A 22,759-nucleotide genomic window follows, 5' to 3' on the forward strand; every position below is an offset into this window, starting at 1 on the left:
CCCATGGCTCCCATCCTTGATATCAACAAACTCTACAAGAATTACGGCGCGACCGAGATTCTGAAAGACATCAACATCTCGATTGAACCGGGCGACTTCCTGGTGCTTGTCGGCCCCTCGGGCTGCGGTAAGTCTACGCTGCTGAACTGCATTGCGGGACTGGAAGAGATCACCGGTGGCACATTGTCCATCGGCGGCAACGATATGACCCATGTCAGCCCCAAGGATCGTGACATCGCGATGGTGTTCCAGTCTTACGCTTTGTACCCGACCATGTCCGTGGCCAAGAACATCACCTTCGGCATGAAAGTGCGTGGGGTTGATCAGGCCACGCAGGAAGCCAAGCTGAAAGACGTCGCCTCCTTGCTGCAGATCGAGCCATTGCTGAACCGCCGCCCCAGCCAACTGTCGGGTGGTCAGCGTCAGCGGGTCGCGATGGGCCGGGCGTTGGTGCGCGACCCCAAGCTGTTCCTGTTCGATGAACCGCTGTCGAACCTTGACGCCAAGCTGCGGGTCGAGATGCGGACCGAGATCAAGAAGCTGCACCAGACACTGGACGCCTCCATTGTTTATGTCACCCACGACCAGATCGAAGCGATGACGCTGGCCACCAAGATCGTGGTCCTGAAAGGCGGGGTCGTGCAGCAGATCGGTACTCCGGCCGAGATCTACAACAACCCGGCCAACCTGTTTGTGGCGGATTTCATGGGCTCACCTGCGATGAACCTGATCCCGGCACAGGCATCGAACAATGGCTCGGGAACGCAAATCTCTATTGCACGCGAATCCGGTGAAACGCTGGTTCTGAACGATGCACGCGACTTGTCTCTGCCGCAGGATGTCATCCTTGGTCTACGCCCTGAAGATATCGCCGAGGCGGGGTTCCGCGCTGGCGCAGGCGTGCAGGAAGCCGCCTGCATGGTCGATATGGTCGAACCCGCAGGGGCAGATACCTATGTGGTGTCGGAATTGGGTGGCAAGCAGGTCACGGCGCGGCTGCATGCTGAAACCAGCGCGCAGGCCGGTCAATTGCTGAACTTGGCGTTCGACATGAGCAAGGTTTCCTACTTTGCCAAGGAAACGGGTGAACGGCTGAACTAAGGGACCGTTGGCCCGCACCAACCCGGGGTGGGCCATAGCAATCACGGTCGGTTTTGGCCGGTTAATTTGAAATATGCTATCTTGGGACGTAGCGAAGGGAGGCGCGCTATGTCCGATCCGTATTCCGATCTGGCCGGGCAGGATATCTCGGTCCAAGAGCGTATCGCCGAAGCTATGGAAGCGCGGTGTCTGGAGCCAGCGCAGAAAGAGATCAGGGATAGCTATCTAAGTGATTTGATTGTCCCTGAGGGCGGGTTCGCGGTTGAGCTGGGTTCAGGCACCGGGCACATCACGCAAGAGCTGCTGTCTGTCGGCGGGGTGGAGCGCGCGCTCGGCATTGAGCCCTCACCGGTTATGGTCGAACGTGCGAGAAACAGCTTCGCCAGCGAGAGCAATCTTGTTTTTGAAACCGGCGATGCAAAGGCAACCAGGCTTGAAGATAGCTCAGCAGACCTTGTTCTGGCGCATACACTGTTGTGCCATGTACCCGGCCCCGAGGATGTGGTTTCCGAGGCCTTTCGGATACTGAAACCGGGCGGGATATTCGCGATTTGCGATGGGGACTACGATACCGCCACAGCGCAGATTGCCGATTTTGATCCTCTGGATCAACTCATTCGGTTCATGATCAATCAGAACGTCACAAACCTCTGGATCATGCGCCAGATTGGCGGTGCACTCTCTCAAGCAGGTTTTGAGTTGGGCCGTCGCCGGGGACACGGTTATGTGGCCGAAGGAGAGGCGACTTACTTTCTGACCGTTATCGACCGTGGCGCGGATCGAATGGCCGAGACCGGGTTGTTAGCACCTGAAACGGCACAGGCGCTGAAATCCGAGGCCCGGGCGCGTGTGTCCGCAAACACGTTTTTTGGCTACATGTCTTATGTCAGCCAGATCGCGTGCAAGCCTGCAAACTGAACAAAAAAAGCCACCGCGCGAACGGGTCGGGCGGTGGCTGGTGTAGGGCAATCCCTCAGATCAACCCGTCTTTTTCAGATCCTTGATCAGGCGATTCAGGTCGCCGCCGCGCGCATCCAGCATTGCGCCAATCTCTGTGCGCTCGGTCAGCAACAAATTTACACCTTCGATGAACATGTTGTAGAACTTGCCACGGCCCGATTTGTCGGACACCAGGAATGTCACTTCGAACGGGGATGAGCCGCGCAATTTGACCGAGGTTCTGACCTCGTATCCGGTCTTGATCTTGCGCGCGTTACGCACGGTGACCTCACCGCCGATGAACTCGCGGAACCGGCGACCATATTTGCGCGAAATATAGCCTTCGAACGCTTTGGTGAACTGACGCAGCTGTGCGGATGAGGCTGTGCGTGCATCCGCCCCCAGCGCATAGCGGGCCATGATCGGCACATCACCGTATTGCACAAAAATCTTCTGAAAATCACGCAGCATGGCATTTTCGGATTTACCCGAGTCAATGATACGCGTGATATCGGCCACAACGCTGTTGACCAGCTGTTTGGCCTGCGCTTCGGTCAGCGCGAACGCGGGCAGAGGCAATGCGGCAACTGTCATCCCGGTCAGGGCGGTGGCCACAAAACGGCGTCGGTTCAACAGGTTATTCGGCATAGGGGTCCTCGTACGGGTCAAGATAGGGGTCTCTGACAGGGTCGGTCCCGGTGGTGGCGTAGGGATCGTCATAAAGACCCAGATAGGCGTCTTCATCATCCCTTGCCAGTTCAAAGCGGCGATTTTGCAGGTAGATCGTGCGCGCTTGCGCGTAACTGTCTGCACTTTCGTACAGAATCGAATCAACTGTATCCGAGAACCGACCGCGATCTCCCATCCGCCGCACGACCTCGGCATAGACACCAATATTGTCGACCGGGCGGGTCGGGCTAAAGTTGATCGGATTCGAGAACAGGTTGACCACGACGCCGACCGCATCGCGCGCAGTGGACGGGCCATAGAAGGGCAGTTCCACATAAGCACCTTCGCCCACGCCCCAGACATGCAGGGTTTCGCCGAAATCAGTGTCAACAGGCGGCAGGTTCAGCTCATCCGCCGGGGCTGACAGGCCAAAGCCGCCCACGGTCGAGTTGATCAGAAAGCGCAGCAGCGCATTGCCGGACTGTTTCAGATTGCCTTGCAGCAGATAGTCCAGCGCCTGCCCGGGCATCGTCAGGTTTTCGGCAAAGTGATTGAAACTGGTAACCATCGGATCTGGTACGATCTTCACATAGCCTTTCGAGGCCGGTCGGAACAGGAATCGGTCCACACCCAGATTGAACTTGTGAATGCCCCGGTTGGTCCCTTCATAGGGGTCAAAAATCTCACCCCGCGCCGCTGCGTCCTGAGGCTGCGTCGCGCATGCCGATAGGACCGTCAGGATGGCGAATATGATCAGGTGCTTCAGACGAATGTAACTTGGCACTGTCTTCGTTACTCCGAAAATTGCCCAGCGGTATCCGGGCCTTCAATCAATACAGCCTTTGCACCCTTGGTGGCGCAATTGGTCTCACATAGAGGTTTCGCGCAGGATTTGAAACAACAACTCGCGTTTACCTCAGCCGATGGGGCGACGTAAAGTGACACGAATTCAACACTTCCTGAATAAGAGAAGACCTGCCCAGTTTGCAGGCAATGGGAAAAATCCCGCTTTCACGCTTTCGGAAACAGGTTTTCCCGGTTAGCGTCCGCGCGGAATCACTATGAGATGAGGATAATCCACATGAGCATCGCAGCAAAACTGGACAGCCTGGGTGTCAGCCTGTCGGACGCACCTGCTCCGGCAGCGAACTACGTTCCTTTCGTGCGCATCGGCAACATTGTCTACGTGTCGGGCCAGATCTCCAAGGCGGATGATCTGATCACTGGCAAGCTCGGTGATGATATGGATGTTGAGGCAGGCGCCGCTGCAGCCAAAGTCTGCGCCATCAACCTGTTGGCTCAGGTCAAAGCGGCTTGTGGTGGCGATATCGACAAGCTGGTGCGCGTGATCAAGCTGACCGGTTTTGTAAACTCGACCGCTGATTTCACAGAACAGCCGAAGGTGATCAACGGGGCCTCCGACTTCCTGGTCGAAGCGCTGGGCGATGCCGGTCGTCATTCGCGCTCGGCCGTCAGCGCAGCCTCATTGCCTTTGGGTGTTGCCGTCGAAATCGAGGGTATTTTCGAGGTTCAATGAAACCGTCCCTTCCGTCTGAGTTCCTGCAGCGCCCGATAGCACATCGCGCGCTGCATGACATTTCTGATCAGCGGCCCGAGAATAGCCGGGCCGCCATTCGTGCCGCAATTGACGCCGGTTATGGGGTCGAGATTGATCTGCAACGCACCCGTGACAATCGGGCCATGGTGTTTCACGACTATGACATGACACGTCTGACCGGGCAGCCCGGACCGATCCAACAGATCACCGAGACACAAGCGCGGGCCCAGACGCTTCTGCATTCTGCCGGTGAAGGTATCCCCTCGCTGGAAGAGGTGCTGGCCATTGTTGCAGGACGGGTGCCCTTGCTCATCGAGTTGAAGGATCAAGATGGTGCAATGGGCCCCGATATCGGTGCTTTGGAAGCAGATGTTGTAAGCGCACTGAAAGACTATGAAGGCCCGGTCGCGCTGATGTCGTTCAACCCGCATTCAGTCGCAGAGATTGCACGCCTTGCGCCACATTTGCCGCGCGGTCTCGTTACCAGCTCTTACGAGCCCAAAGTCGAGCTTCTGCCGCAAGCCGTCTGCGATCATCTGCGCAACATCCCGGATTTCGACCGCGTTGGAGCCAGCTTTATCAGCCATGAAGTCATCGATCTTGACCGCCCCCGGGTCGCTGAGTTGAAGGCACAGGGTGTGCCGATCCTGTGCTGGACCGTGCGTTCGCTTGAACAAGAAGCAGAGGCACGCAAGGTTGCCGATAATGTTACGTTCGAAGGCTATCTGGCCGAACATCCCGCTTGATCCCGGCGCGCGCGATCACAGATAAAGGTGTAGCGCGGAGGGGATATGGATCAGGCACAGATTGAGGTTCGGGTTCTGACATCGGTCTCGCAGATTTCCGCGAGCGACTGGGACAGTTGCGCCTGCCCCGAGGTTGCCGATGGCGGGCGACCGTTTGATCCGTTCACGACACATCGGTTTTTGCATGCCCTGGAAGAAAGCGGCTCGGTCGGGCGCGGTACTGGCTGGCAGCCGCAATACCTGACGGCCTATCTGGACGGGATGCTGATTGCGGCAGCCCCGATGTTTGCCAAGTCGCACTCCCAGGGTGAATACATCTTCGACCATAGCTGGGCTCATGCCTATGAAAGCGCGGGCGGGCGATATTATCCCAAGCTGCAGATCGCGGTGCCCTTCACACCCGCGACTGGCAGGCGTTTTTTGGTGCGACCCGGCTACGATGCTGTCGGGATCTCGGCGCTGGTGCAAGGAGCGGTGCAATTGGCCGCCGAGAATCGAATTTCATCGCTGCACGCTACGTTCTGCACCGAGGCCGAAGCGCTGGCAGGTGAGCAGATGGGCCTGATGGTCCGCCACTCGCAGCAGTTTCACTGGCTCAATGATGATTACGCCGATTTTGACGAGTTTCTGGCTGCGCTGTCCTCGCGCAAACGCAAGAATATCAAGAAGGAACGCACGCAGGCCTGTGATTTCGGTGGGCAGATTCGAACAATCACCGGCGATGATCTGCGACCCGAGCATTGGGACGCGTTCTGGCGGTTCTATCAGGATACCGGCGCACGAAAATGGGGCTCACCCTACCTGACGCGACAATTCTTTGATATCGCTCAGGAAACCATGACGGATGACATCGCCTTGGTGTTGGCCGAACGTAATGGATACCCCGTCGCCGGTGCGTTAAATTTTGTCGGGCGGGAAACGCTGTATGGCCGGTATTGGGGCTGTGTCGAACATCACCCCTGCCTGCATTTCGAACTGTGCTATTATAGGGCGATCGACTTTGCCATTGCGGAAGGTCTGGCGCGGGTTGAGGCCGGTGCGCAGGGCGAGCACAAGCTGGCGCGCGGCTATCTGCCAACCCGCACGCATAGCTTGCATTGGGTTGGCGATCCGGGTTTTGCTGATGCGGTTCAGAAATATCTGGACGCCGAGTCCCACGCAGTGGGAGAAGAGATCGAGATTCTGACGGATTATGGTCCGTTCAGGAAATCGAACCCGGAGGAACAGCAATGACCGAACTTCTGTCAACCGAGACCCGCGGCCCGCTGCTGGACCCGCTGTTCAGAAATGGCTGGACCATGGTCGAAGACCGCGATGCGATCACCAAGACCTTCATCTTCGATAATTTTGTCGCCGCCTTTGGCTGGATGACGCAGGTGGCGATCTGGGCCGAGAAATGGAACCACCACCCCGAATGGTCGAATGTATACCGCACGGTCGAGGTGGTCCTGTCGACCCATGATGTTGGCGGTCTGTCTGCACAAGACGCCAAGCTGGCGCGTAAGATGGACAGCCTGCTAACGGTCTCCGCGTGAACCCGTCCCACCGGCCAGCAATGTTGCCGTTCCCAGCTGCTTGAATTCTGCCGGGGTGATCGTGCCGTCGCTGACATTGATATTGCCCGGAATTCTGATCGTACGGGTGCCGACGGACCGCACGCTGCGGGCCGACGGATTGATGTCGAGACACCGATTTTCATAACAGGTCAGACCGCTGGTATTGATCTGAATCTGCACCTGACCATCAGGGCCGCTGATCACCGGGGATTGCTGTACGTCACATGCGGCCAAAGCCACCAGGCTACCGAGGCAGATCCATTTATTCATGACACGCTCCTGCCAACCAAGTTGGCGTTTAATCTAAGAGACCGTTGCCATCCTTATCCGCAGCGTCAAAATCGTTCTGCATCTGGCTGACATACTCTGCCTTTGAGATAAGACTGTCGCCATCCCGGTCAACGGCTTCGAACTGTTTGATATCCAAGAACGGTTTTGCTTCGCTCAGGCCCAGAGTGCCGTTCTTGTCTTCGTCCATTGCCTGAAATGCATAGTCCGAGAAGGCGTTGAATTCGTCCTTGGACAGGAAGCCGTCATTGTTGGTGTCGATGTTATTCAACTCGGCCTCGTGCAGTTCTGCGACAGTCTCTGCGTTTGCAGCAGCAGCCATCACGAATACGGTGGTGATAATCAATACTCGTTTCATCTCAAATCTCCTCAGCACGCGTAACGTTCGCCAGACACGCCACCCGCAGCGGCGCCCGCCGCCGTCAGGATGGTCTTGCCTGAACCACCGCCAAATTGATTGCCGATCACTCCACCGATCAGGGCGCCGCCTATGGTACCACTCAGGCAGGCGATCTCGTGCTGTCGCGCAGCCTGTTGTTGGGGTGTGGGTGCAGGTCCGCACGCCGCCAGGGCCCCGGCGGTGCCAAGAAACAATGTAAGAAATTTCAGTCGCATCAATGAACTCCCCAGTTGTATGGGCCAAGTATTGGCGCATCGGGGCGTTGCATCAAGTTAAATGCGTTTCACGTGGCCCCGGTCAAACCGGGGCCGACAGGGATCAGATACTATCAAGCAGGCCTTCACCAGCCGAGACCTCACAGACACCGGGGTTTTCTTCCAGATTCATCGCCACAACCTTGCCGTCTTCAACCAGCATTGCATAGCGTTTGGAGCGTGCAATCAGGCCTACGGGCGGGGCGTCGAAATCCATGCCGATGGCCTTGGTAAACTCGGACGCTGCATCGGCCAGCATGGTCAGCCCGGCCGCTGTTGCACCGGTGCTTTCTCCCCAGGCGCCCATCACGAAAGGGTCGTTGACCGAGATACAGATGATTTCCTCTACACCCTTGGCATCGAACTGGTCCTTGGTCCGCATGAAGCTTGGTACATGAGCGGTTGTGCAGGTTCCGGTGAACGCACCGGGTACAGCAAAGATCACAACCTTGCGCCCTTTGGTCTTGTCTGAAATCCGAACCTCCTCGGGGCCTTCGGCACCCATCTGGATCAGCGTGGCCTCGGGCAGCATGTCACCTGTTGCAATCATTTTTACGCTCCTGTCATTTGGATTTGCAGAGTCGGGCTTTGCCGCAATATAGGTGGTCGAAACAAAGTAACCACGTGAATTCTGCAGGGTGAGCGAAACATGAGCCATATTGTCGTGATCGGGGCAGGGCAGGCCGGTGCTTCTTTGGTAGCACGGCTGCGCAAGGACGGGTTCGAAGGTGACATCACCCTGATCGGAGCCGAGCCGCATTTGCCCTACCAACGCCCGCCCTTGTCCAAGGCTTACCTGTTGGGCGAGATGGAGCTGGAGCGCCTGTTCTTGCGGCCCGAGAGCTTCTATGCCGAAAACAATATCACCCTACGGTTGGGTCAACGTGTGACGGCGATTGATCCAAAGGCCAAGACGGTGACCCTCGGCGATGAGGTGATCACCTATGATGAACTGGCGCTGACCACTGGGTCCGACCCACGCCGCCTGCCCGCAGCGATCGGGGGCGATCTTGAGGGTGTCCATGTGGTGCGAGATCTCGCCCATATCGACGAGATGGAACCTCGGGTATCGGATGGCGCCCGCGCGCTGATCGTTGGTGGCGGCTATATCGGGCTTGAAGCCGCCGCCGTTTGTGCCAAGCGCGGGGTCAAGGTGACTTTGGTCGAGATGGCCGACCGCATCCTTCAGCGTGTCGCGGCCAAAGAGACAAGCGACTACTTTCGCACGCTGCACACCGAATACGGGGCCGACATTCGTGAGGGCGTCGGGTTGGATCGTCTGGTTGGTGAAAGTGGCAAGGTGACGGGCGCCGTCCTGACCGATGGCACCCAACTTGAGGTGGATTTTGTTGTCGTCGGCGTCGGCATCGCGCCGTCGACTCAACTGGCTGAAATGGCCGGGTTAGAGCTGGATAACGGCATCAAGACCGACGCCCATGGCCGCACCTCAGATCCGTCGATCTGGGCGGCGGGCGATTGCGCGTCGTTCCCGCATGGCGAAGGCCGTATCCGCCTGGAAAGCGTGCCGAACGCCATTGATCAGGCCGAGATCGTGGCCCAGAACATGTTGGGCGCGGCTAAGGATTACACTGCAACGCCATGGTTCTGGTCCGATCAGTATGACGTCAAGCTGCAGATCGCCGGGCTGAATACCGGCTATGACCGTGTGGTGACTCGCAAGGGTGAGGGCGCGACGGTGTCTTTCTGGTACTACAAGGGAGATCAGCTGATCGCGGTCGACGCGATGAATGACCCGCGCGCTTATATGGTTGGCAAACGCCTGATTGATGCCGGCAAGACCGCTGATCCGGCTGTTGTTGCCGACCCAGAAGCGGACCTGAAACCGCTGCTCAAAGCGTGAGGATCATCGCCGGAGACTTCCGGGGCCGGGCTCTGACTTCGGTTGGCAAAGGCGATGCCGGTGCGCATCTTCGGCCAACCACTGACCGGGTAAGGGAAAGCCTGTTCAACGTTTTGAATCATCAGATCGACTTCGACGGCTTGCAGGTTCTCGACCTTTTTGCGGGCACCGGTGCATTGGGACTAGAAGCGCTGTCTCGCGGCGCGTCCCACGTCACGTTTGTCGATGATGGGAGGGTCGCGCAGGGTCTGATCCGCAAGAATATCGCCCTGACCGGAAGCGCCAGCCAGACCACTTTGATCCGGCGGGATGCGACCCGTTTGGGCGAAAACCCGGGCACTGTTTGTGATCTGGTTTTTCTGGATCCGCCTTACGGAAAAGCTCTGGGTCAAAGGGCACTGGCCGCGGCTACCCAAGGTGGTTGGTTGTCTGATGACGCTCTGATCGTCTGGGAAGAAAGCACCCCCATGCTCGCGCCCGAGGGCTTCACGCTGCACGACGCGCGGAAATATGGCGACACGCATATCTCGCTGATGTGGCGCACAGGGGGCTGAGATGCACGATCTGGTTATCTTTGATTGCGACGGCGTTCTGGTCGATAGCGAGGTTTTGTCCAATCAGGTCATGGTCGACAATCTCGCTGGCCATGGTCTGCACTTGTCCTTAGCCGAATGCATGTCCCTGTTTGTTGGCGGCACCATGACCGGTGTGCGCGACAAGGCGCGCGAGCTGGGGGCTGATCTGCCGGATGACTGGACTGATCAAATCTATGCGGAAATCTACGAGACGCTGAAAGCAGGCACGCCTCTGGTCGCGGGTATCCGTGAATTGCTGGCGCAACTGGATGCAAGCGACATTCCCTACTGTGTCGCCTCAAATGGGCGGCCTGAGAAAATGAAGATCACTTTGGGCCAGAATGGTCTTTGGGAGCGTTTTCAAGATGTGATGTTTTCGGCGCAGGTGCTTGGAACGGGCAAGCCCGACCCGACCCTGTTCCTGACCGCTGCACAGCATTTCGGCGCAACGGTGCCGGTTGTGATCGAAGACAGCGAAAACGGTGTCACCGCAGCAATCCGCGCCAATATGCGCTGCCTGGGCTACGCGGCCCATGATGATGGTGTGCGATTGGAAGAACTAGGGGCCGAAGTGTTCTCCGACATGTTACATGCGCCCAAGCTTTTGGGACTTTGAGCCATAAACGTGTTATGCTTGGTCCATGGACCGCGCTATCACACCTCCGCTCTGGGCTTTTTCGAAAGACGCCGACACCACAACTGGGCCTCCGCCCAAACCGATGCGCGCGTCGGTGTTCATTCACGACGCGGTCATCCCGTGGCGGGATGAAACCTTGCTGCTGAAGCTATTACGCGATCAGGCGACCGATCAGGACGAATAGGTCGGGTGATATTTGCCGCCCGGTGACAAGGTGAAAATCTCAACCCCATCTGCGGTCACACCGACCGAATGCTCGAACTGCGCCGACAGCGATTTGTCGCGGGTCACGGCAGTCCAGTCATCGGACAGTGTCTTGGTTTCAGGACGCCCCAGATTGACCATCGGCTCGATGGTAAAGAACATGCCCTCTTCCAACACAGCTCCGGTACCCGGACGACCATAGTGCAGGACATTTGGTGGCGCGTGGAACACCCTGCCCAGACCGTGGCCGCAGAAATCGCGTACAACGCTCATCCGATGCGCCTCGACATAGGCCTGAATGGCGTGGCCGATATCGCCGAAGGTATTGCCCGGCTTGACCATCTCGATACCCTTGAACAGCGCGTCGTGGGTCACCTGAATCAGCCGTTCGGCCTTGCGCGGCAATTTACCCGCCACATACATGCGCGACGTATCACCGAACCAGCCATCAACGATGACGGTCACGTCGATATTCAGAATGTCGCCATCCTTCAGCTTTTTGTCACCCGGAATGCCGTGACAGACCACGTGGTTCACGCTGATGCAGCTGGCGTGCTGATAACCCTTGTAACCAATGGTTGCCGATTCCGCGCCTGCATCCTCGACCATCTGAGTGATCAGCCCGTCAATCGCACCGGTGGTCTGGCCGACAAAAACATGTTCAGCAATGTCATCCAATATCCGCGCAGCCAGCGCCCCTGCCGCATGCATGCCGGCAAAGTCACTCTGTTCATAGATGCGGATACCGTCTTTGGTCAGACGGCCACGATGTTCTTTCATCGGTGCGGGACTCCAAATATTTCACGCAGCACTTCTTTTACGCTGCTTGTGCAGAAAGTACCAGAGGGCTCGGTTTTCAACTAGTAAATAGGGTCTATCAAAGAAGTTTCTAGCCCGCGCCCCATTGCCGAGCGGGCTCAACCCAGACGCCTTCGGGCGTGATCCGAGTTCCAACGACAAAGCGTTCAACCCCTATCGCTGCCTCAAACGCCGCCGCATAGGCTGGGTCAATATCATCGGCCAGTGCAAACCGATCGCAATCGGTCCTTTGCACCAGATAAAGCATGATCGCCCGATGGCCCTGTACGGCCATCTTTGCCAGTTCGCCCAAATGTTTGGTGCCGCGTGCGGTGACGCTGTCGGGAAACTCGGCGAGGCCCGCTTGGCGTGAGAGGGTGACGCTTTTGACCTCGACATAAGCATCGGGTAGGCCCGGCCCGGTCAGTAGGAAATCGATACGGCTGTTTTCACCGTATTTGACCTCGGGGCGCACGGTTTCATAGGCGGCCAGCTCGGGGATTTCACGCGCCTCGAGCGCCAACCGAAGCGCCTTGTTGGGGACTGATGTGTCGACCCCTGTGAAATGCCCGTTCTCATGATCGACCAGCCGCCAGCCGTATTTCAGCTTTTTCTTCGGATCGTCGTTGGGCTCCAGCCAGATTTTCTCACCCGGTTCTGCCAGCCCCATCATTGAGCCCGGATTGGCGCAATGGGCTGTCACCTCGCGCCCGTCTTCCAGCCTGCAGTCTGCCAGAAAGCGTTTGTAGCGGCGGATCAGTCGAGCGGGGACAAGGGGGGTTTCAAATCGCATGGCCAAGGGCCTATACCTGCCCTAACGGTCGATCAAGAGGGAGGGCGCGTCATGGCCAATCCAACCGCTGCAATGTTGGTGATCGGGGATGAGATCCTTTCGGGCCGCACCCGCGATGCCAATATGCATTATCTGGCTGGAGAGCTGACCAAACACGGCATTGACCTGAAAGAGGTGCGCATTGTCAGCGATGATGCACCCGCGATTGAGGCAGCCGTAAGGGCGCTATCAGAGGCCCATGACCATGTGTTTACCAGTGGTGGTATTGGTCCGACCCATGACGACATCACCGCTGACTGCATCGCCCGTGCCTTTGGCGTGCATATCGATGTTCGCGACGACGCGCGTGCATTGCTTGAGGCGCATTACGAGAAATCCGGGCTGGAGCTGAACGACGCTCGCCTGCGCATGGCGCGTATTCCGGAAGGGGCCGAATTGATCGACAACCCGGTCTCGACCGCGCCCGGCTTTACCATCAACAACGTCCATGTCATGGCCGGGGTGCCTTTGGTTTTTCAGGCCATGGTTGCGAGTGTTCTGCCTTCGCTCATCGGAGGTAGCCCGCTTTTGTCGCAGACGCTGCGTGTGGATCGGGGTGAAGGCGATATTGCAGCAACTTTGGCCGCACTGGCCAAAGACTTCGGCGATCTTTCGATCGGCTGTTATCCGTTTCAGACGAATGGCGTCTTCGGAGCCAACGTCGTCGTGCGCGGCACCGAGGGTGGACGGATCGATGCCGCCATGACCCGCCTTGCGAAAGAGATCGAGCTTTGAATCCCGATTGGGCCGCCGTTGTCGATGGCACATGGCCTGCCGCCGGCTATCAAACGCAAGGCCCATTTCGACTGCGGCAAGGACAGGGCGGAGGTTCACGCGTTTCTGCCGCCAATCGCACCGGGGACGTCACCAGCGCCGATATCGATGCGGCCGAAAGCGCCATGCAGGCGATGGGTCAAAAACGCATCTTCTGCCTGCGTCCGGGGGATGAGGCGCTGGATGCAATGCTTGCGCAACGCGGCTACGACATCCTTGATCCGGTCAATATTTATTCCTGCCCGGCGCAGCAGTTGACCGATATCCCGATCCCGCGCGTGACTGTTTTCAACATCTGGGAACCGCTGGCCATCATGCGTGAGATCTGGACGCAGGGCGGTATCGGCCCCGAACGGATTGCGATCATGTACCGGGCACCGGGCCCAAAGACCGGCCTTTTGTTGCGCCACAGCGATCAGCCCGCAGGAACAGGCTTCGTGGCTATCCATGAAGGTATCGCAATGGTTCACGCGCTGGAAATCCTACCGGATCACCGCCGCAAGGGGTTGGGCCAGTGGGCCATGCGCGCCGCGGCCTTTTGGGCGCTGGACAATGGCGCGCAGACGCTTAGCGTGATCTGTACCAAGGCGAACGCGGGGGCCAATGGCCTCTACCACTCGCTTGGGATGAAGATCGTCGGAGAATACCACTATCGCCAGCGCGTCTGAGGAGGACGAATTGACCAAACAGGACATGCCCACTGCCCTGGATCTGCCAATGGTGGACCCACTACCGTCAGAGACGCAGAAATACTTTGATATCTGTGTTGAGAAACTGGGAATGGTGCCGAATGTCCTGCGCGCCTATGCCTTCGATATCGACAAGCTGAATGCCTTCACTTCGATGTATAATGATCTGATGCTGGCCGATAGCGGGCTGACCAAGCTGGAACGCGAGATGATTGCGGTCGTGGTGTCCTCGATCAACAAATGCTTCTACTGCCTCGTGGCTCATGGCGCAGCGGTGCGGCAGCTTTCGGGCGATCCGCAGCTGGGTGAGATGCTGGTCATGAACTACCGCGTCGCCAAATTGGACGCGCGCCAACGTGCAATGCTGGATTTCGCAGCCAAGATGACTACCGCCAGCACCACAATCGAAGAGCCCGATCGCCAGCTTTTACGTGATGTCGGGTTTTCGGATCGCGATATCTGGGACATTGCCAATGTCACCGGTTTCTTCAATATGACCAACCGCGTGGCCAGTGCCACTGCCATGGTCCCGAACCCAGAGTATCACGCGCAGTTCCGATGATCCGTTTCCTGTTCCTTAGCCTCCTTTTGGCTGTGCCTGTGCAGGCGCAGGAACTGACGTTGCCCGCCAGCGCCCGGCAGATTTCGGATCGCACCAGTGCATTGGACAGCTACGACCTGCCAACCGGCGTGTTTGCCGACGGCGCGGTTCCATCCCGCACTGTCGAAGGGCGTGTCGAGCGGCTAACATGGCGTCTGCAGGCCGGGTCCAGCACGACGCTGCAAATTCTTGCACCGCTTCGGGATCAGCTTCAGGCGCAAGGTTTCGAGATCGCGTTTGAATGCGAGGCACGCAATTGTGGCGGGTTCGATTTCCGCTTTGGCACCGAAGTGGTGCCGACGCCTGACATGTATGTGGCGATCCACGATTACCGTTTTCTATCCGCTTCCCGCGGTGACGAAGTGCTGAGCCTGCTGGTCAGCCGCAACCCGCCGGATGGCTATGTGCAGATGATCCGGGTGACCCCGCAAGGTACGCAGCTTGCGCAGCCACTTGTGATCGAGGAAACCGTTGAGGGCCCTGCCGGGTTGCTAAACGATCTCAGCAGTACCGGACATGTCATCCTTGATGACCTGCACTTTCGCACCGGCGAAGTCGCGCTGGGCGAAGGGCCGTTTGCCTCGCTGGCGCTGCTTGCGGGCTATTTGGCCGACAATACTTCGACCCGTTTGGCGCTGGTAGGACACACGGATGATACGGGCGCATTGCAGGCCAATATTGCGGTCAGCACCAAACGGGCGGAAGCCGTGCGTGCGCGCCTGATCGAAGCGCACGGTGTTGCCGCCGACCGGATCGAGGCGCAGGGCGTAGGCTATCTTGCGCCCATTACCTCTAACGCTACGCCCGAGGGCCGCGATCTCAATCGACGGGTCGAGGCGGTGTTGCTGGTCAACTAACAGGCGCGAGCACCGCGGACGCCCTGTGTCCCCCTTGCCCTGATGGCGCGGCCTGATGCACACTTGCAGCTAATCGGTGCGTCTGTCTTGCCATCAGGCCTGTTGGCAGGCAGTCCCACCAGTCACCATGCTTTGGGAGGAATGCGTCATGGCATCCAAAACCGAAGATACCACTCCGCCGGATAACACGGTCCCACAGCAATCCATGCCCGAGGTTAACAGGCTGACGGCCGAGGATATTACCGCATCGCTGAAGGCCGGGTTTTCCGACTTCCTCGCACACCCGGTCATGAGCGGCTTTTTCGGCCTGTTCTACGCGGTTTTCGGCATCCTGTTCGTTTGGTGCCTGGTCGGGCTTGGCAAGATCTGGATGATCATTCCTGCCGCCGTAGGCTTTCCGCTGGTCGCCCCATTTGCGGCCGCCGGGCTTTATGAAATGTCCCGTAGGATGCAGAAAGGGGAAAGCTTCGGCTGGTCCGAAATCCTCAGCGTGATGGCCCATCAACGCAAGCGCGAGATGGGTTGGATGGCCTTTGTCACCCTGTTCATTTTCTGGGTATGGACCTACCAAATCCGCCTTTGGCTGGCGATCATCCTGCAAAAGGCGTCCTTCTCGGATTTCGAAGGGTTCATGAACACCGTCTTCTTCACACCGCAAGGCTGGACCTTTCTGGCGGTCGGCACCTGTATCGGCGCTTTTTTGTCGGCGGTCCTGTTCTCGGTGACTGTGGTGGCCATGCCCATGCTTCTGGATCGGGAAACCAACTTTGTTTCCGCCATGCTCACGTCCATTCGCGTTGTAGCTGAAAGCCCGGTGGTAATGCTCAGTTGGGCGGCGATCATCTCGGTCACCATGCTGTTGTCGCTGGTTCCGGCGTTTCTGGGGCTGATTTTCACACTGCCGATCCTGGGCCACACCACGTGGCATCTGTATCAGCGGGCCGTATCACCAGAGACTAACTGATGCATCGCTAGACAAAAAAAGACCCGTGCCATTCAGCACGGGCCGTTTAGGTGCCACAGGGAGAATTCTACCAATCCATCGGACCCTTTTCAGCAAAGGACTCGACAAGAAAATCAATGAACGCCCGCACCTTGGGCTGGGTGAACCGGCCCGGCGGGTAGACCGCATAGACGCCCTGAACCTCATCCGGTAGCGATGGCATGGCGTCTACCACCTCGCCCGATTTCAGTGCTTCGGCATATAGATAGCTGGGCAGATGCGCGATCCCAAGCCCCGAGATTGCGGCGTTCAGCAGCGACTGCCCGTCATTCACGCTCAGCCAGCCAGCAGTGCGGACCTGACGCTTCTCGCCCGAAGGCGCCGTCAGCTTCCACACGCTGCCCGAGGATTGGCTGGAGTAATGCAGCAGTTTGTGTTCGTTCAGATCGTCGATCTTCTGCGGGCGTCCGAACTGCTCGATATATCTCGGCGACGCGACCATGCGTTTCACTGTTTCGGTCAGCTTGCGGGCGCGCAGCGTGCTGTCTTCCAGCTCGCCAATGCGCACGGCCACGTCAAAGCCTTCGGAAATCAGCTCAACATAGCGGTTATTCAGAACCATGTTCACGGTGATGTCCGGATAGGCCGACAGGAAGTCCGACAGGACCGGCGACAGGTGATTGACGCCAAAATCTGTCGCCACAGAGATCCGCAGCAGACCAGAAGGCGCAGATTGCATCGAAGTCACCAGCGCATCCGCTTCGCCTGCGTCGTTCAGCACGCGACGGGCGCGATCATAATAGGCCAACCCGATCTCGGTTGGCGAAACCCGGCGCGTTGTCCGGTTCAAAAGCCTTGCCCCCAACCGCGCCTCAAGGCTCGAGACGTGTTTAGACACGGCTGATTTGGAGATGCCCATTTTCTTGGCCGCGTCGGTGAAACCACCCTGGTCCACCACGTTGGAAAAGGCCTCCATTTCAGTTAGTCGATCCATTCTCGTTCCCCAGGTCTTCCGTTCGTTGTCTCTTTATCGCGATCAATCTGGGCAAGAACTGGGCAGACATGGGATAATATCAGGGTTTTGAATCGGATCGTTTGCAACTAGGAAACGCCCGGACCTATATGCCGCGGACCATGCCTTTCGATACAAAACCCCGTTTTCTGGACTTTTTTCCAATCGTGCTATGATGAGAATGGCATTTTTGTGACCACGGAGGAGACTATGAAAGCCCTATTTGCTATCATTACCCTGTGTCTGACCGCCAGCCTCGTGTGGGCCGGGGGGGAAACACCATCGAATCCAGATGCGAAGGTCTATTTCGTGAACTTGTCTGACGGGGACACCGTGCAATCACCTGTGACCGTAGTCTTTGGCCTCAGCGGCATGGGCGTTGCCCCTGCAGGAACCGAGAAGGAAAATACAGGGCACCATCACCTCCTGATTGATCGCCCACCACTTGGGCAGGGAGAAGACGGTGCGGACGAACTGTCATACGGTCTGCCCGCAGACGACAATCACATTCATTTCGGTGGCGGTCAGACTGAGGTGACTTTGGAACTTGCTCCGGGTGAGCATACTTTGCAGCTGGTGCTTGGGGATGCAGGCCACGTCCCTCATGCGACGCCCATTGTGTCCGAGGTGATTACGATCACAGTGGAGTAACAATTCACCTCCGCCGCAAAACGCGATTATGCGGCGGCAGGCAGCAGGAATATATCGCGGGCAAGCTGCGTGTTGAGACGGTCCGCAGAATACCATTGGTTGAGTACTGACTTGGCCATCAGGTCGGAATTTTCCTGTGCGAAACTCTTAAAGTCAGTAGCTTGCGTGTTGGCCAGCCGCTCTGCGATCAGGCTCATGAATGCGTAGGTGATTGTCAGATTGAACTTGTTCGGTGCGCCTGCGTTCGCTGCTAACGTGCGAATTCCCTTGGCGTAGATCGCTGCGGCATCGATGAAATCATACTTGCGTAGCAGGTCATAAGCGACTTGCACATGTTCGGCGTGTCCGAACGTTGCGTTGTCGATTGCGTGTGCTTCAAATGCGATGGTGACGTCGGCGTATCGCGATGCGCTCATTCTTCATCCTCCTTGAAACGGTGGCTGTCTTCAGCTGTCCAATCGAAGTCGTAGACACTTTTGAGTTGTTTGATCTTCTTCAGCGTCTCTTCAGAGAAGGCTGGCTTGTTCTCAAAGCTGTGCAGCGCGATGCCCTCAATCAGGTCGCCAAGGGTCATGTCCAGCGATTCTGCCAGCCCTTTGAGAACTTTCAGAAGCCGCTTCTCGATTCGAATTCCTGTTTGGGTGCGTTCTATTTTCTGACTCATGTGGTACATATGTATATTGATAACAGTTGAGTCAAGGAAAACGAAAAAAGCCGCCTCTTCCGGGGCGGCTTTCTCCAGCGCACTGGCATTACAACGTCAGAACGCTGCCGCCAGACGTGTGCCCTGATTGATCGCACGTTTGGCGTCCAGCTCGGCTGCCACATCTGCGCCACCAATCACATGCGGGGTCATTCCACGTTCGATCAGCTCATCCGCCAGCGACCGGTCCGAGACCTGCCCGGCACATAGGACGATCGACTCGGCTGCGATCACGGTTGGATCATCGCGGGTTTCGCCAAAGCTGACATGCAGGCCGTCCTCGTCGATGCGCTCATAATTCACACCACCAACGAAACTGACGTCCTTCATCTTTAATGTCGCGCGGTGGATCCAGCCCGTTGTCTTTCCCAGCCCCTTGCCGTGACGCTGTGCCTTGCGCTGCAGCAGCGTGACCTGCCGTGCTGGTGCTTCGGGCTGCGGGCCCTCGGGGGCCAGGCCCGAGCGGTGTTCTGCGGGGTCGGTCACGCCCCATTCCTTCATCCACAATGGAAGGTCCGTGGTTGGGCTGTGACCGTCTTCCAGCAGGAATTCGGAGACATCGAACCCGATGCCTCCGGCCCCGATCACGGCGACAGTGCTGCCGACCTCGGCCTTGTCGCGCAGCACGTCGATGTAGCTGAGCACATTGTCCCGATCCTGGCCGGGAATCTGTGGATCACGAGGAGTGACACCGGTGGCGATGACCACCTCATCATAACCGGTCAGATCATCCGCGCTGACCTCGCGGTTCAGTTCGACCGTCACGCCTAGGTCGTCCATCATGGTGCGATACCAGTCAACCAGTCCCCAGAACTCTTCTTTCCCTGGCACCTGTTTGGCCATGTTCAATTGCCCGCCTATCTCGGCGGCGCGATCAAACAGGGTTACATCATGGCCGCGCTGGGCAGCTGTCATCGCGGTGGACAAACCTGCAGGGCCAGCGCCGACAATGGCCACGGTCTTACGTGTCTCGGCCTTGCCGATCACCAATTCAGTCTCATGACAGGCGCGCGGATTCACCAGGCATGAGGTCAGCTTACCGCTGAAAGTGTGGTCCAGACAGGCCTGATTGCATGCGATGCACGGGGCGATCTTCGCGGCTTCATCTGCAATCGCCTTGTTCACGAAATCCGCATCGGCCAGCATCGGCCGCGCCAGAGACACCATATCGGCGCAACCGGTCGATAGAACTTCTTCGGCAACCTCAGGCGTGTTGATCCGGTTCGAGGTGATCACCGGAATCCCGACTTTACCCATCAGCTTCTTGGTAACCCACGCAAATGCAGCACGGGGAACGCTGGTGGCAATCGTTGGAATCCGCGCCTCGTGCCAGCCGATACCGGTGTTGATGATCGTTGCCCCGGCCTGCTCAATCCGCTGCGCAAGTTCAACGACTTCGTCATGGGTCGACCCATTGGGCACAAGATCAATCATCGAAAGGCGATAGATGATGATGAAATCGCTCCCCACGGCTTCCCGCGTGCGGCGCACCACCTCAATGGGCAGACGCATCCGGTTCTCGTATGACCCACCCCAGCGATCCTCGCGCTTGTTGGTGTGGGTCACGAGGAACTGGTTCAGGAAATACCCCTCGGAGCCCATGATCTCGACCCCGTCATAGCCCGCCTTCTGGGCCAGAACAGCCGCGTTGACGATATCGCCGATCTGCTTCTCGATGCCCTCTTCGTCCAGCTCATGCGGCGGAAACGGAGAAATTGGAGATTTCACCGGGCTGGGGGCGACGCATTTCGGCCCATAGGCGTACCGCCCCGCATGCAGGATTTGCATGGCGATCTTGCCGCCAGCCTCATGCACGCGTCGGGTGACGATGGAATGGTTCGCCACCTCTGTATCGTTGGTCATCATCGAAGCCCCCGGCAGCACCGAGCCTTCAAGGTTTGGGCCAATCCCACCGGTCACCATCAGCGCCACACCGCCGCGCGCCCGGTCTGCGTAGAATTCAGCAACCCGATTCCAATCGCCAGTCTCTTCCAGCCCGGTATGCATCGAGCCCATCAGCACGCGGTTCTTCAACGTGGTAAAGCCCAGATCCAGCGGGGCCAGCATATTTGGGTACGCAGTCATGGCAAACTCTCCCTCCCGACTTCGACCGTCAGATTGACCTTCGCGTCACCTTTGTCACGCGAAACCTAACGTCATTCCCTTTGCCTTTACCGCGGCGCTTGCTAGAGACGCAGCAAAGCTTAATCACGAGGCCGCGCATGACCCCTGATGAAATCGCCAAACTGCCCTATCGCCCCTGCGTGGGACTGATGTTGATGAATGCCGAGGGTCTGATCTTTGTCGGCCAACGCAATGATCGTCACAAGGACGCCTGGCAGATGCCTCAGGGCGGCGTGGACAAGGGCGAAGACCCGCGCGATGCGGCCCTGCGCGAGCTTTGGGAAGAAACTGGTGTAACCAGCGATCTGGTCGACATCATTGCCGAGACCGACGGCTGGCTGCCCTATGACCTACCGCATGACATTGTGCCGAAAATCTGGAAGGGCCGGTATCGCGGGCAGGAGCAGAAATGGTACCTGATGCGGTTTCTGGGCCGGGATGATCAGATCGACATCGCCACCGAGCACCCCGAGTTCACCCATTGGAAATGGCAGACCACGACGCGGCTGGTCGATGAGATCGTGCCGTTCAAAAAGGACGTCTACCAGCAGGTGCTTTCTGCGTTTCAGCCGCATCTCGGGTAGTTCGGGTTAGGAACCAAGCGCCGTAATCACCGCTTTGGCCAGCGGCAGCGGGGAATAACCGGTATCGGACGGTGTAAGCCCCATTCGCACGATCACCAGATCACGCGAAGGGAATATCCCGACCGATTGCCCATCGTGTCCGGCCATCCAGACCGCATCTTCGAACGGGGGTTCTCCACCCGGCACGTCGCGCCACAAGTGACCTTTGGCATATGCCCCGCCCGAGACAGCAACCGGTTCGAACATCCAGTCAGTGAACCCTTCGGGCAGAATTTGCTGCCCGTCCCATGTGCCGCCCTGCAGCAGGAATTGCCCATATCGTGCCCAATCCCGCGCTGTGGCGTACATATAGCTTGAGCCGACAAAGGTGTCAGAAACATCAGTTTCAAGTATGGCCGAGGTCATGCCCAGTGGCAGCAGGAGTGCGCGCTGCGGATAGGACAAGCTGTCATCTTTGACCTGATCCTGCCAGACCCGCGCCAAGACGGTGGATGTGCCCGACGAATAGTTGAATTCAGTATTTGGCTCAGCCTCGGCCTCAAGCGAAGTGACAAACCCCGCCATGTCGTCGCTCAGATATAACATCCGAGTCACGTCCGAGACGTCACCATAGCCTTCGTTCCATCGCAGGCCGCTGGACATGGTCAACATATCCTCGACGGTAATGTGCTGCCGGTTGTCCTCTGCCCAATCGGGAAATGAATCGACCAGTGTATCCGTCAACTTCATCTGACCGGATTTTATCAGCGTTCCAATCAATCCAGAGGTTATGGTTTTGGTCATTGACCAGCCCAGAAGAGGGGTATTTTCGTCGAATCCATCCGCATAAGCCTCACCAATGATCCGGCCATCATGCACCACAACTACGGCGCGGAAGCCCTTTCCCAGAATGGTCGGGTCCGACAGAACCATTGCCAATTTGGAGTTCTGCGCTGGAGCCACGGTGGTGCCTTCCGGCCAAAGTGCATCAGACAGCGCGGGCAGAGTGTTTAGCTGGGCGTTGACCGGTTGGGCCTCATGCGTATTCGCACATCCAAGCCCCTCGCGATATTGGCTGGTCGCAGGGGCGAAGATCCCGAGTAGCTTTGCGGATACTGATTGCGCCTCGGGGTCTACCGAGACCGAGACGTGTTTCAGCAACGGATGCCCGGGCGCCTGCACATCAACCGCCAGTACTTCCTGCGCATCCCGCCTGGCGATGAACACGTTAGAACAGACGATCTTGGCAGAATAGTTGGTCCCGACTCGCAACAGGTCGGGCGGAGAGATCAGCAGGTACCCAACGCCGGCCACAAGCCCCAACGCCAATGTTCCTGCGGTGATCCTGAGTGCTCTGCCCAACATGAATTGGCTCCCCCCTTACATCCAAAAAAAGGGTAGCCATTCCGAAATGTGACGCACCA

At 57.9% G+C, this 22,759-nt stretch carries 30 protein-coding genes; 17 read left to right on the top strand and 13 right to left on the bottom strand.

Features of this window, described 5'->3' with window-relative positions; all coding sequences use genetic code 11:
• The first annotated feature begins 3 nt into the window (after nt 1-3).
• Complete coding sequence (locus AC2TEM_RS20220) at nt 4-1,101, top strand: ABC transporter ATP-binding protein (RefSeq protein ID WP_170408536.1); 1,098 nt, start codon at nt 4-6, stop codon at nt 1,099-1,101.
• Between the two features lie 108 nt (nt 1,102-1,209).
• Nucleotides 1,210-2,019 carry a methyltransferase domain-containing protein gene (locus AC2TEM_RS20225; RefSeq protein WP_170426097.1) on the top strand — a complete coding sequence of 270 codons (810 nt, stop codon included), beginning with the start codon at nt 1,210-1,212 and terminating at the stop codon, nt 2,017-2,019.
• Nucleotides 2,020-2,079: 60 nt separating this feature from the next.
• On the opposite strand, the gene AC2TEM_RS20230 is transcribed toward AC2TEM_RS20225, so the two are convergent.
• On the bottom strand, nt 2,080-2,688 hold the full coding sequence (locus AC2TEM_RS20230) for an MlaC/ttg2D family ABC transporter substrate-binding protein (RefSeq protein WP_170408534.1): 609 nt from the start codon (nt 2,686-2,688) through the stop codon (nt 2,080-2,082).
• Nucleotides 2,678-3,493 carry an MlaA family lipoprotein gene (locus AC2TEM_RS20235; protein WP_170394822.1) on the bottom strand — a complete coding sequence of 272 codons (816 nt, stop codon included), beginning with the start codon at nt 3,491-3,493 and terminating at the stop codon, nt 2,678-2,680. The genes AC2TEM_RS20230 and AC2TEM_RS20235 overlap by 11 nt, the downstream gene beginning before the upstream one ends.
• Nucleotides 3,494-3,790: 297 nt before the next feature.
• Here AC2TEM_RS20235 and AC2TEM_RS20240 point away from each other — a divergent pair, with 297 nt between their 5' ends.
• Genes AC2TEM_RS20240 through AC2TEM_RS20255 form a run of 4 tightly spaced genes read left to right on the top strand, consistent with a single transcriptional unit; the run spans nt 3,791 to nt 6,548 of the window.
• The gene (locus AC2TEM_RS20240) at nt 3,791-4,246 is read left to right on the top strand and encodes a RidA family protein (RefSeq protein WP_170394820.1); all 456 of its coding nucleotides are present in this window, start codon (nt 3,791-3,793) and stop codon (nt 4,244-4,246) included.
• Complete coding sequence (locus AC2TEM_RS20245; RefSeq protein WP_170426099.1) at nt 4,243-5,013, top strand: glycerophosphodiester phosphodiesterase family protein; 771 nt, start codon at nt 4,243-4,245, stop codon at nt 5,011-5,013. The genes AC2TEM_RS20240 and AC2TEM_RS20245 overlap by 4 nt, the downstream gene beginning before the upstream one ends.
• A 45-nt stretch (nt 5,014-5,058) precedes the next feature.
• Nucleotides 5,059-6,246 carry a GNAT family N-acetyltransferase gene (locus AC2TEM_RS20250; RefSeq protein WP_170394814.1) on the top strand — a complete coding sequence of 396 codons (1,188 nt, stop codon included), beginning with the start codon at nt 5,059-5,061 and terminating at the stop codon, nt 6,244-6,246.
• Complete coding sequence (locus AC2TEM_RS20255; protein ID WP_170394812.1) at nt 6,243-6,548, top strand: 4a-hydroxytetrahydrobiopterin dehydratase; 306 nt, start codon at nt 6,243-6,245, stop codon at nt 6,546-6,548. The genes AC2TEM_RS20250 and AC2TEM_RS20255 overlap by 4 nt, the downstream gene beginning before the upstream one ends.
• Here the strand turns inward: AC2TEM_RS20255 and AC2TEM_RS20260 are convergent.
• The 4 genes from AC2TEM_RS20260 to AC2TEM_RS20275 form a co-directional block, all read right to left on the bottom strand.
• Nucleotides 6,531-6,839, bottom strand: a complete 309-nt coding sequence (locus AC2TEM_RS20260; RefSeq protein ID WP_170394808.1) for a hypothetical protein — start codon at nt 6,837-6,839, stop codon at nt 6,531-6,533. The two genes, AC2TEM_RS20255 and AC2TEM_RS20260, sit on opposite strands and share 18 nt — an antisense overlap.
• Before the next feature lie 28 nt (nt 6,840-6,867).
• Entirely contained in the window at nt 6,868-7,215 is a 348-nt protein-coding gene (locus AC2TEM_RS20265) for a penta-EF hand family protein (protein ID WP_170626752.1), read from the bottom strand.
• Between the two features lie 11 nt (nt 7,216-7,226).
• Nucleotides 7,227-7,472, bottom strand: a complete 246-nt coding sequence (locus AC2TEM_RS20270) for a glycine zipper 2TM domain-containing protein (protein WP_170466621.1) — start codon at nt 7,470-7,472, stop codon at nt 7,227-7,229.
• 103 nt (nt 7,473-7,575) lie between these two features.
• Complete coding sequence (locus AC2TEM_RS20275) at nt 7,576-8,061, bottom strand: peroxiredoxin family protein (protein ID WP_170408529.1); 486 nt, start codon at nt 8,059-8,061, stop codon at nt 7,576-7,578.
• Nucleotides 8,062-8,160: 99 nt separating this feature from the next.
• Between AC2TEM_RS20275 and AC2TEM_RS20280 the strand changes: the two genes are divergently transcribed.
• From AC2TEM_RS20280 to AC2TEM_RS20295, 4 genes are read left to right on the top strand one after another with little or no spacing between them, the layout of a single operon-like run.
• Nucleotides 8,161-9,372 (top strand): FAD-dependent oxidoreductase, encoded by a 1,212-nt coding sequence (locus AC2TEM_RS20280; protein ID WP_170819193.1) that lies wholly within the window; start codon nt 8,161-8,163, stop codon nt 9,370-9,372.
• The gene (gene rsmD / locus AC2TEM_RS20285) at nt 9,369-9,926 is read left to right on the top strand and encodes a 16S rRNA (guanine(966)-N(2))-methyltransferase RsmD (protein WP_170394794.1); all 558 of its coding nucleotides are present in this window, start codon (nt 9,369-9,371) and stop codon (nt 9,924-9,926) included. Before AC2TEM_RS20280 ends, rsmD begins: the two co-directional genes overlap by 4 nt.
• A 1-nt stretch (nt 9,927) precedes the next feature.
• Complete coding sequence (locus AC2TEM_RS20290; protein ID WP_170514060.1) at nt 9,928-10,563, top strand: HAD family hydrolase; 636 nt, start codon at nt 9,928-9,930, stop codon at nt 10,561-10,563.
• 25 nt (nt 10,564-10,588) lie between these two features.
• Nucleotides 10,589-10,768 carry a hypothetical protein gene (locus tag AC2TEM_RS20295; RefSeq protein WP_170426105.1) on the top strand — a complete coding sequence of 60 codons (180 nt, stop codon included), beginning with the start codon at nt 10,589-10,591 and terminating at the stop codon, nt 10,766-10,768.
• Here AC2TEM_RS20295 and map read toward each other — a convergent pair.
• Entirely contained in the window at nt 10,756-11,568 is an 813-nt protein-coding gene (map, locus tag AC2TEM_RS20300; RefSeq protein ID WP_170394785.1) for a type I methionyl aminopeptidase, read from the bottom strand. The genes AC2TEM_RS20295 and map overlap by 13 nt on opposite strands.
• A gap of 109 nt (nt 11,569-11,677) precedes the next feature.
• Nucleotides 11,678-12,379 carry a DNA/RNA nuclease SfsA gene (sfsA, locus tag AC2TEM_RS20305; protein WP_170426107.1) on the bottom strand — a complete coding sequence of 234 codons (702 nt, stop codon included), beginning with the start codon at nt 12,377-12,379 and terminating at the stop codon, nt 11,678-11,680.
• 51 nt (nt 12,380-12,430) lie between these two features.
• Here sfsA and AC2TEM_RS20310 point away from each other — a divergent pair, with 51 nt between their 5' ends.
• The 5 genes from AC2TEM_RS20310 to AC2TEM_RS20330 all read left to right on the top strand — a co-directional run bounded on the left by AC2TEM_RS20310 (nt 12,431) and on the right by AC2TEM_RS20330 (nt 16,303).
• A complete protein-coding gene (locus AC2TEM_RS20310; RefSeq protein ID WP_170394779.1) occupies nt 12,431-13,153 on the top strand; it encodes a molybdopterin-binding protein in 723 nt (240 codons plus the stop codon).
• The gene (locus AC2TEM_RS20315) at nt 13,150-13,860 is read left to right on the top strand and encodes a GNAT family N-acetyltransferase (RefSeq protein ID WP_170426109.1); all 711 of its coding nucleotides are present in this window, start codon (nt 13,150-13,152) and stop codon (nt 13,858-13,860) included. Before AC2TEM_RS20310 ends, AC2TEM_RS20315 begins: the two co-directional genes overlap by 4 nt.
• Nucleotides 13,861-13,870: 10 nt before the next feature.
• Complete coding sequence (locus AC2TEM_RS20320) at nt 13,871-14,443, top strand: peroxidase-related enzyme (RefSeq protein ID WP_170394773.1); 573 nt, start codon at nt 13,871-13,873, stop codon at nt 14,441-14,443.
• On the top strand, nt 14,440-15,339 hold the full coding sequence (locus AC2TEM_RS20325) for an OmpA family protein (RefSeq protein ID WP_170426111.1): 900 nt from the start codon (nt 14,440-14,442) through the stop codon (nt 15,337-15,339). The genes AC2TEM_RS20320 and AC2TEM_RS20325 overlap by 4 nt, the downstream gene beginning before the upstream one ends.
• Before the next feature lie 148 nt (nt 15,340-15,487).
• Nucleotides 15,488-16,303 carry a DUF2189 domain-containing protein gene (locus AC2TEM_RS20330; protein WP_170426113.1) on the top strand — a complete coding sequence of 272 codons (816 nt, stop codon included), beginning with the start codon at nt 15,488-15,490 and terminating at the stop codon, nt 16,301-16,303.
• Between the two features lie 67 nt (nt 16,304-16,370).
• Here AC2TEM_RS20330 and AC2TEM_RS20335 read toward each other — a convergent pair whose 3' ends face one another.
• Complete coding sequence (locus AC2TEM_RS20335) at nt 16,371-17,276, bottom strand: LysR family transcriptional regulator (protein ID WP_170394766.1); 906 nt, start codon at nt 17,274-17,276, stop codon at nt 16,371-16,373.
• A 228-nt stretch (nt 17,277-17,504) separates the two neighbouring features.
• On the opposite strand from AC2TEM_RS20335, the gene AC2TEM_RS20340 reads away from it, so the two are divergent.
• Nucleotides 17,505-17,945, top strand: coding sequence for a DUF4399 domain-containing protein (locus AC2TEM_RS20340; protein WP_170426115.1), 441 nt, complete (start codon nt 17,505-17,507; stop codon nt 17,943-17,945).
• Nucleotides 17,946-17,971: 26 nt separating this feature from the next.
• On the opposite strand, the gene AC2TEM_RS20345 is transcribed toward AC2TEM_RS20340, so the two are convergent.
• From AC2TEM_RS20345 to AC2TEM_RS20355, 3 genes are all read right to left on the bottom strand, one after another.
• Nucleotides 17,972-18,361 (bottom strand): hypothetical protein, encoded by a 390-nt coding sequence (locus tag AC2TEM_RS20345; protein ID WP_170426117.1) that lies wholly within the window; start codon nt 18,359-18,361, stop codon nt 17,972-17,974.
• Nucleotides 18,358-18,609, bottom strand: coding sequence for a hypothetical protein (locus AC2TEM_RS20350; protein ID WP_170394756.1), 252 nt, complete (start codon nt 18,607-18,609; stop codon nt 18,358-18,360). The genes AC2TEM_RS20345 and AC2TEM_RS20350 overlap by 4 nt, the downstream gene beginning before the upstream one ends.
• A 96-nt stretch (nt 18,610-18,705) precedes the next feature.
• Entirely contained in the window at nt 18,706-20,733 is a 2,028-nt protein-coding gene (locus AC2TEM_RS20355; RefSeq protein WP_170426119.1) for an NADPH-dependent 2,4-dienoyl-CoA reductase, read from the bottom strand.
• A gap of 137 nt (nt 20,734-20,870) precedes the next feature.
• Between AC2TEM_RS20355 and AC2TEM_RS20360 the strand changes: the two genes are divergently transcribed.
• Nucleotides 20,871-21,356 carry an RNA pyrophosphohydrolase gene (locus AC2TEM_RS20360; RefSeq protein ID WP_170426121.1) on the top strand — a complete coding sequence of 162 codons (486 nt, stop codon included), beginning with the start codon at nt 20,871-20,873 and terminating at the stop codon, nt 21,354-21,356.
• Between the two features lie 6 nt (nt 21,357-21,362).
• Here AC2TEM_RS20360 and AC2TEM_RS20365 read toward each other — a convergent pair whose 3' ends face one another.
• Nucleotides 21,363-22,700 carry a serine hydrolase domain-containing protein gene (locus AC2TEM_RS20365; RefSeq protein WP_170426123.1) on the bottom strand — a complete coding sequence of 446 codons (1,338 nt, stop codon included), beginning with the start codon at nt 22,698-22,700 and terminating at the stop codon, nt 21,363-21,365.
• Nucleotides 22,701-22,759: the final 59 nt, after the last annotated feature.

This window comes from Ruegeria sp. HKCCD3925 (assembly GCF_057221175.1).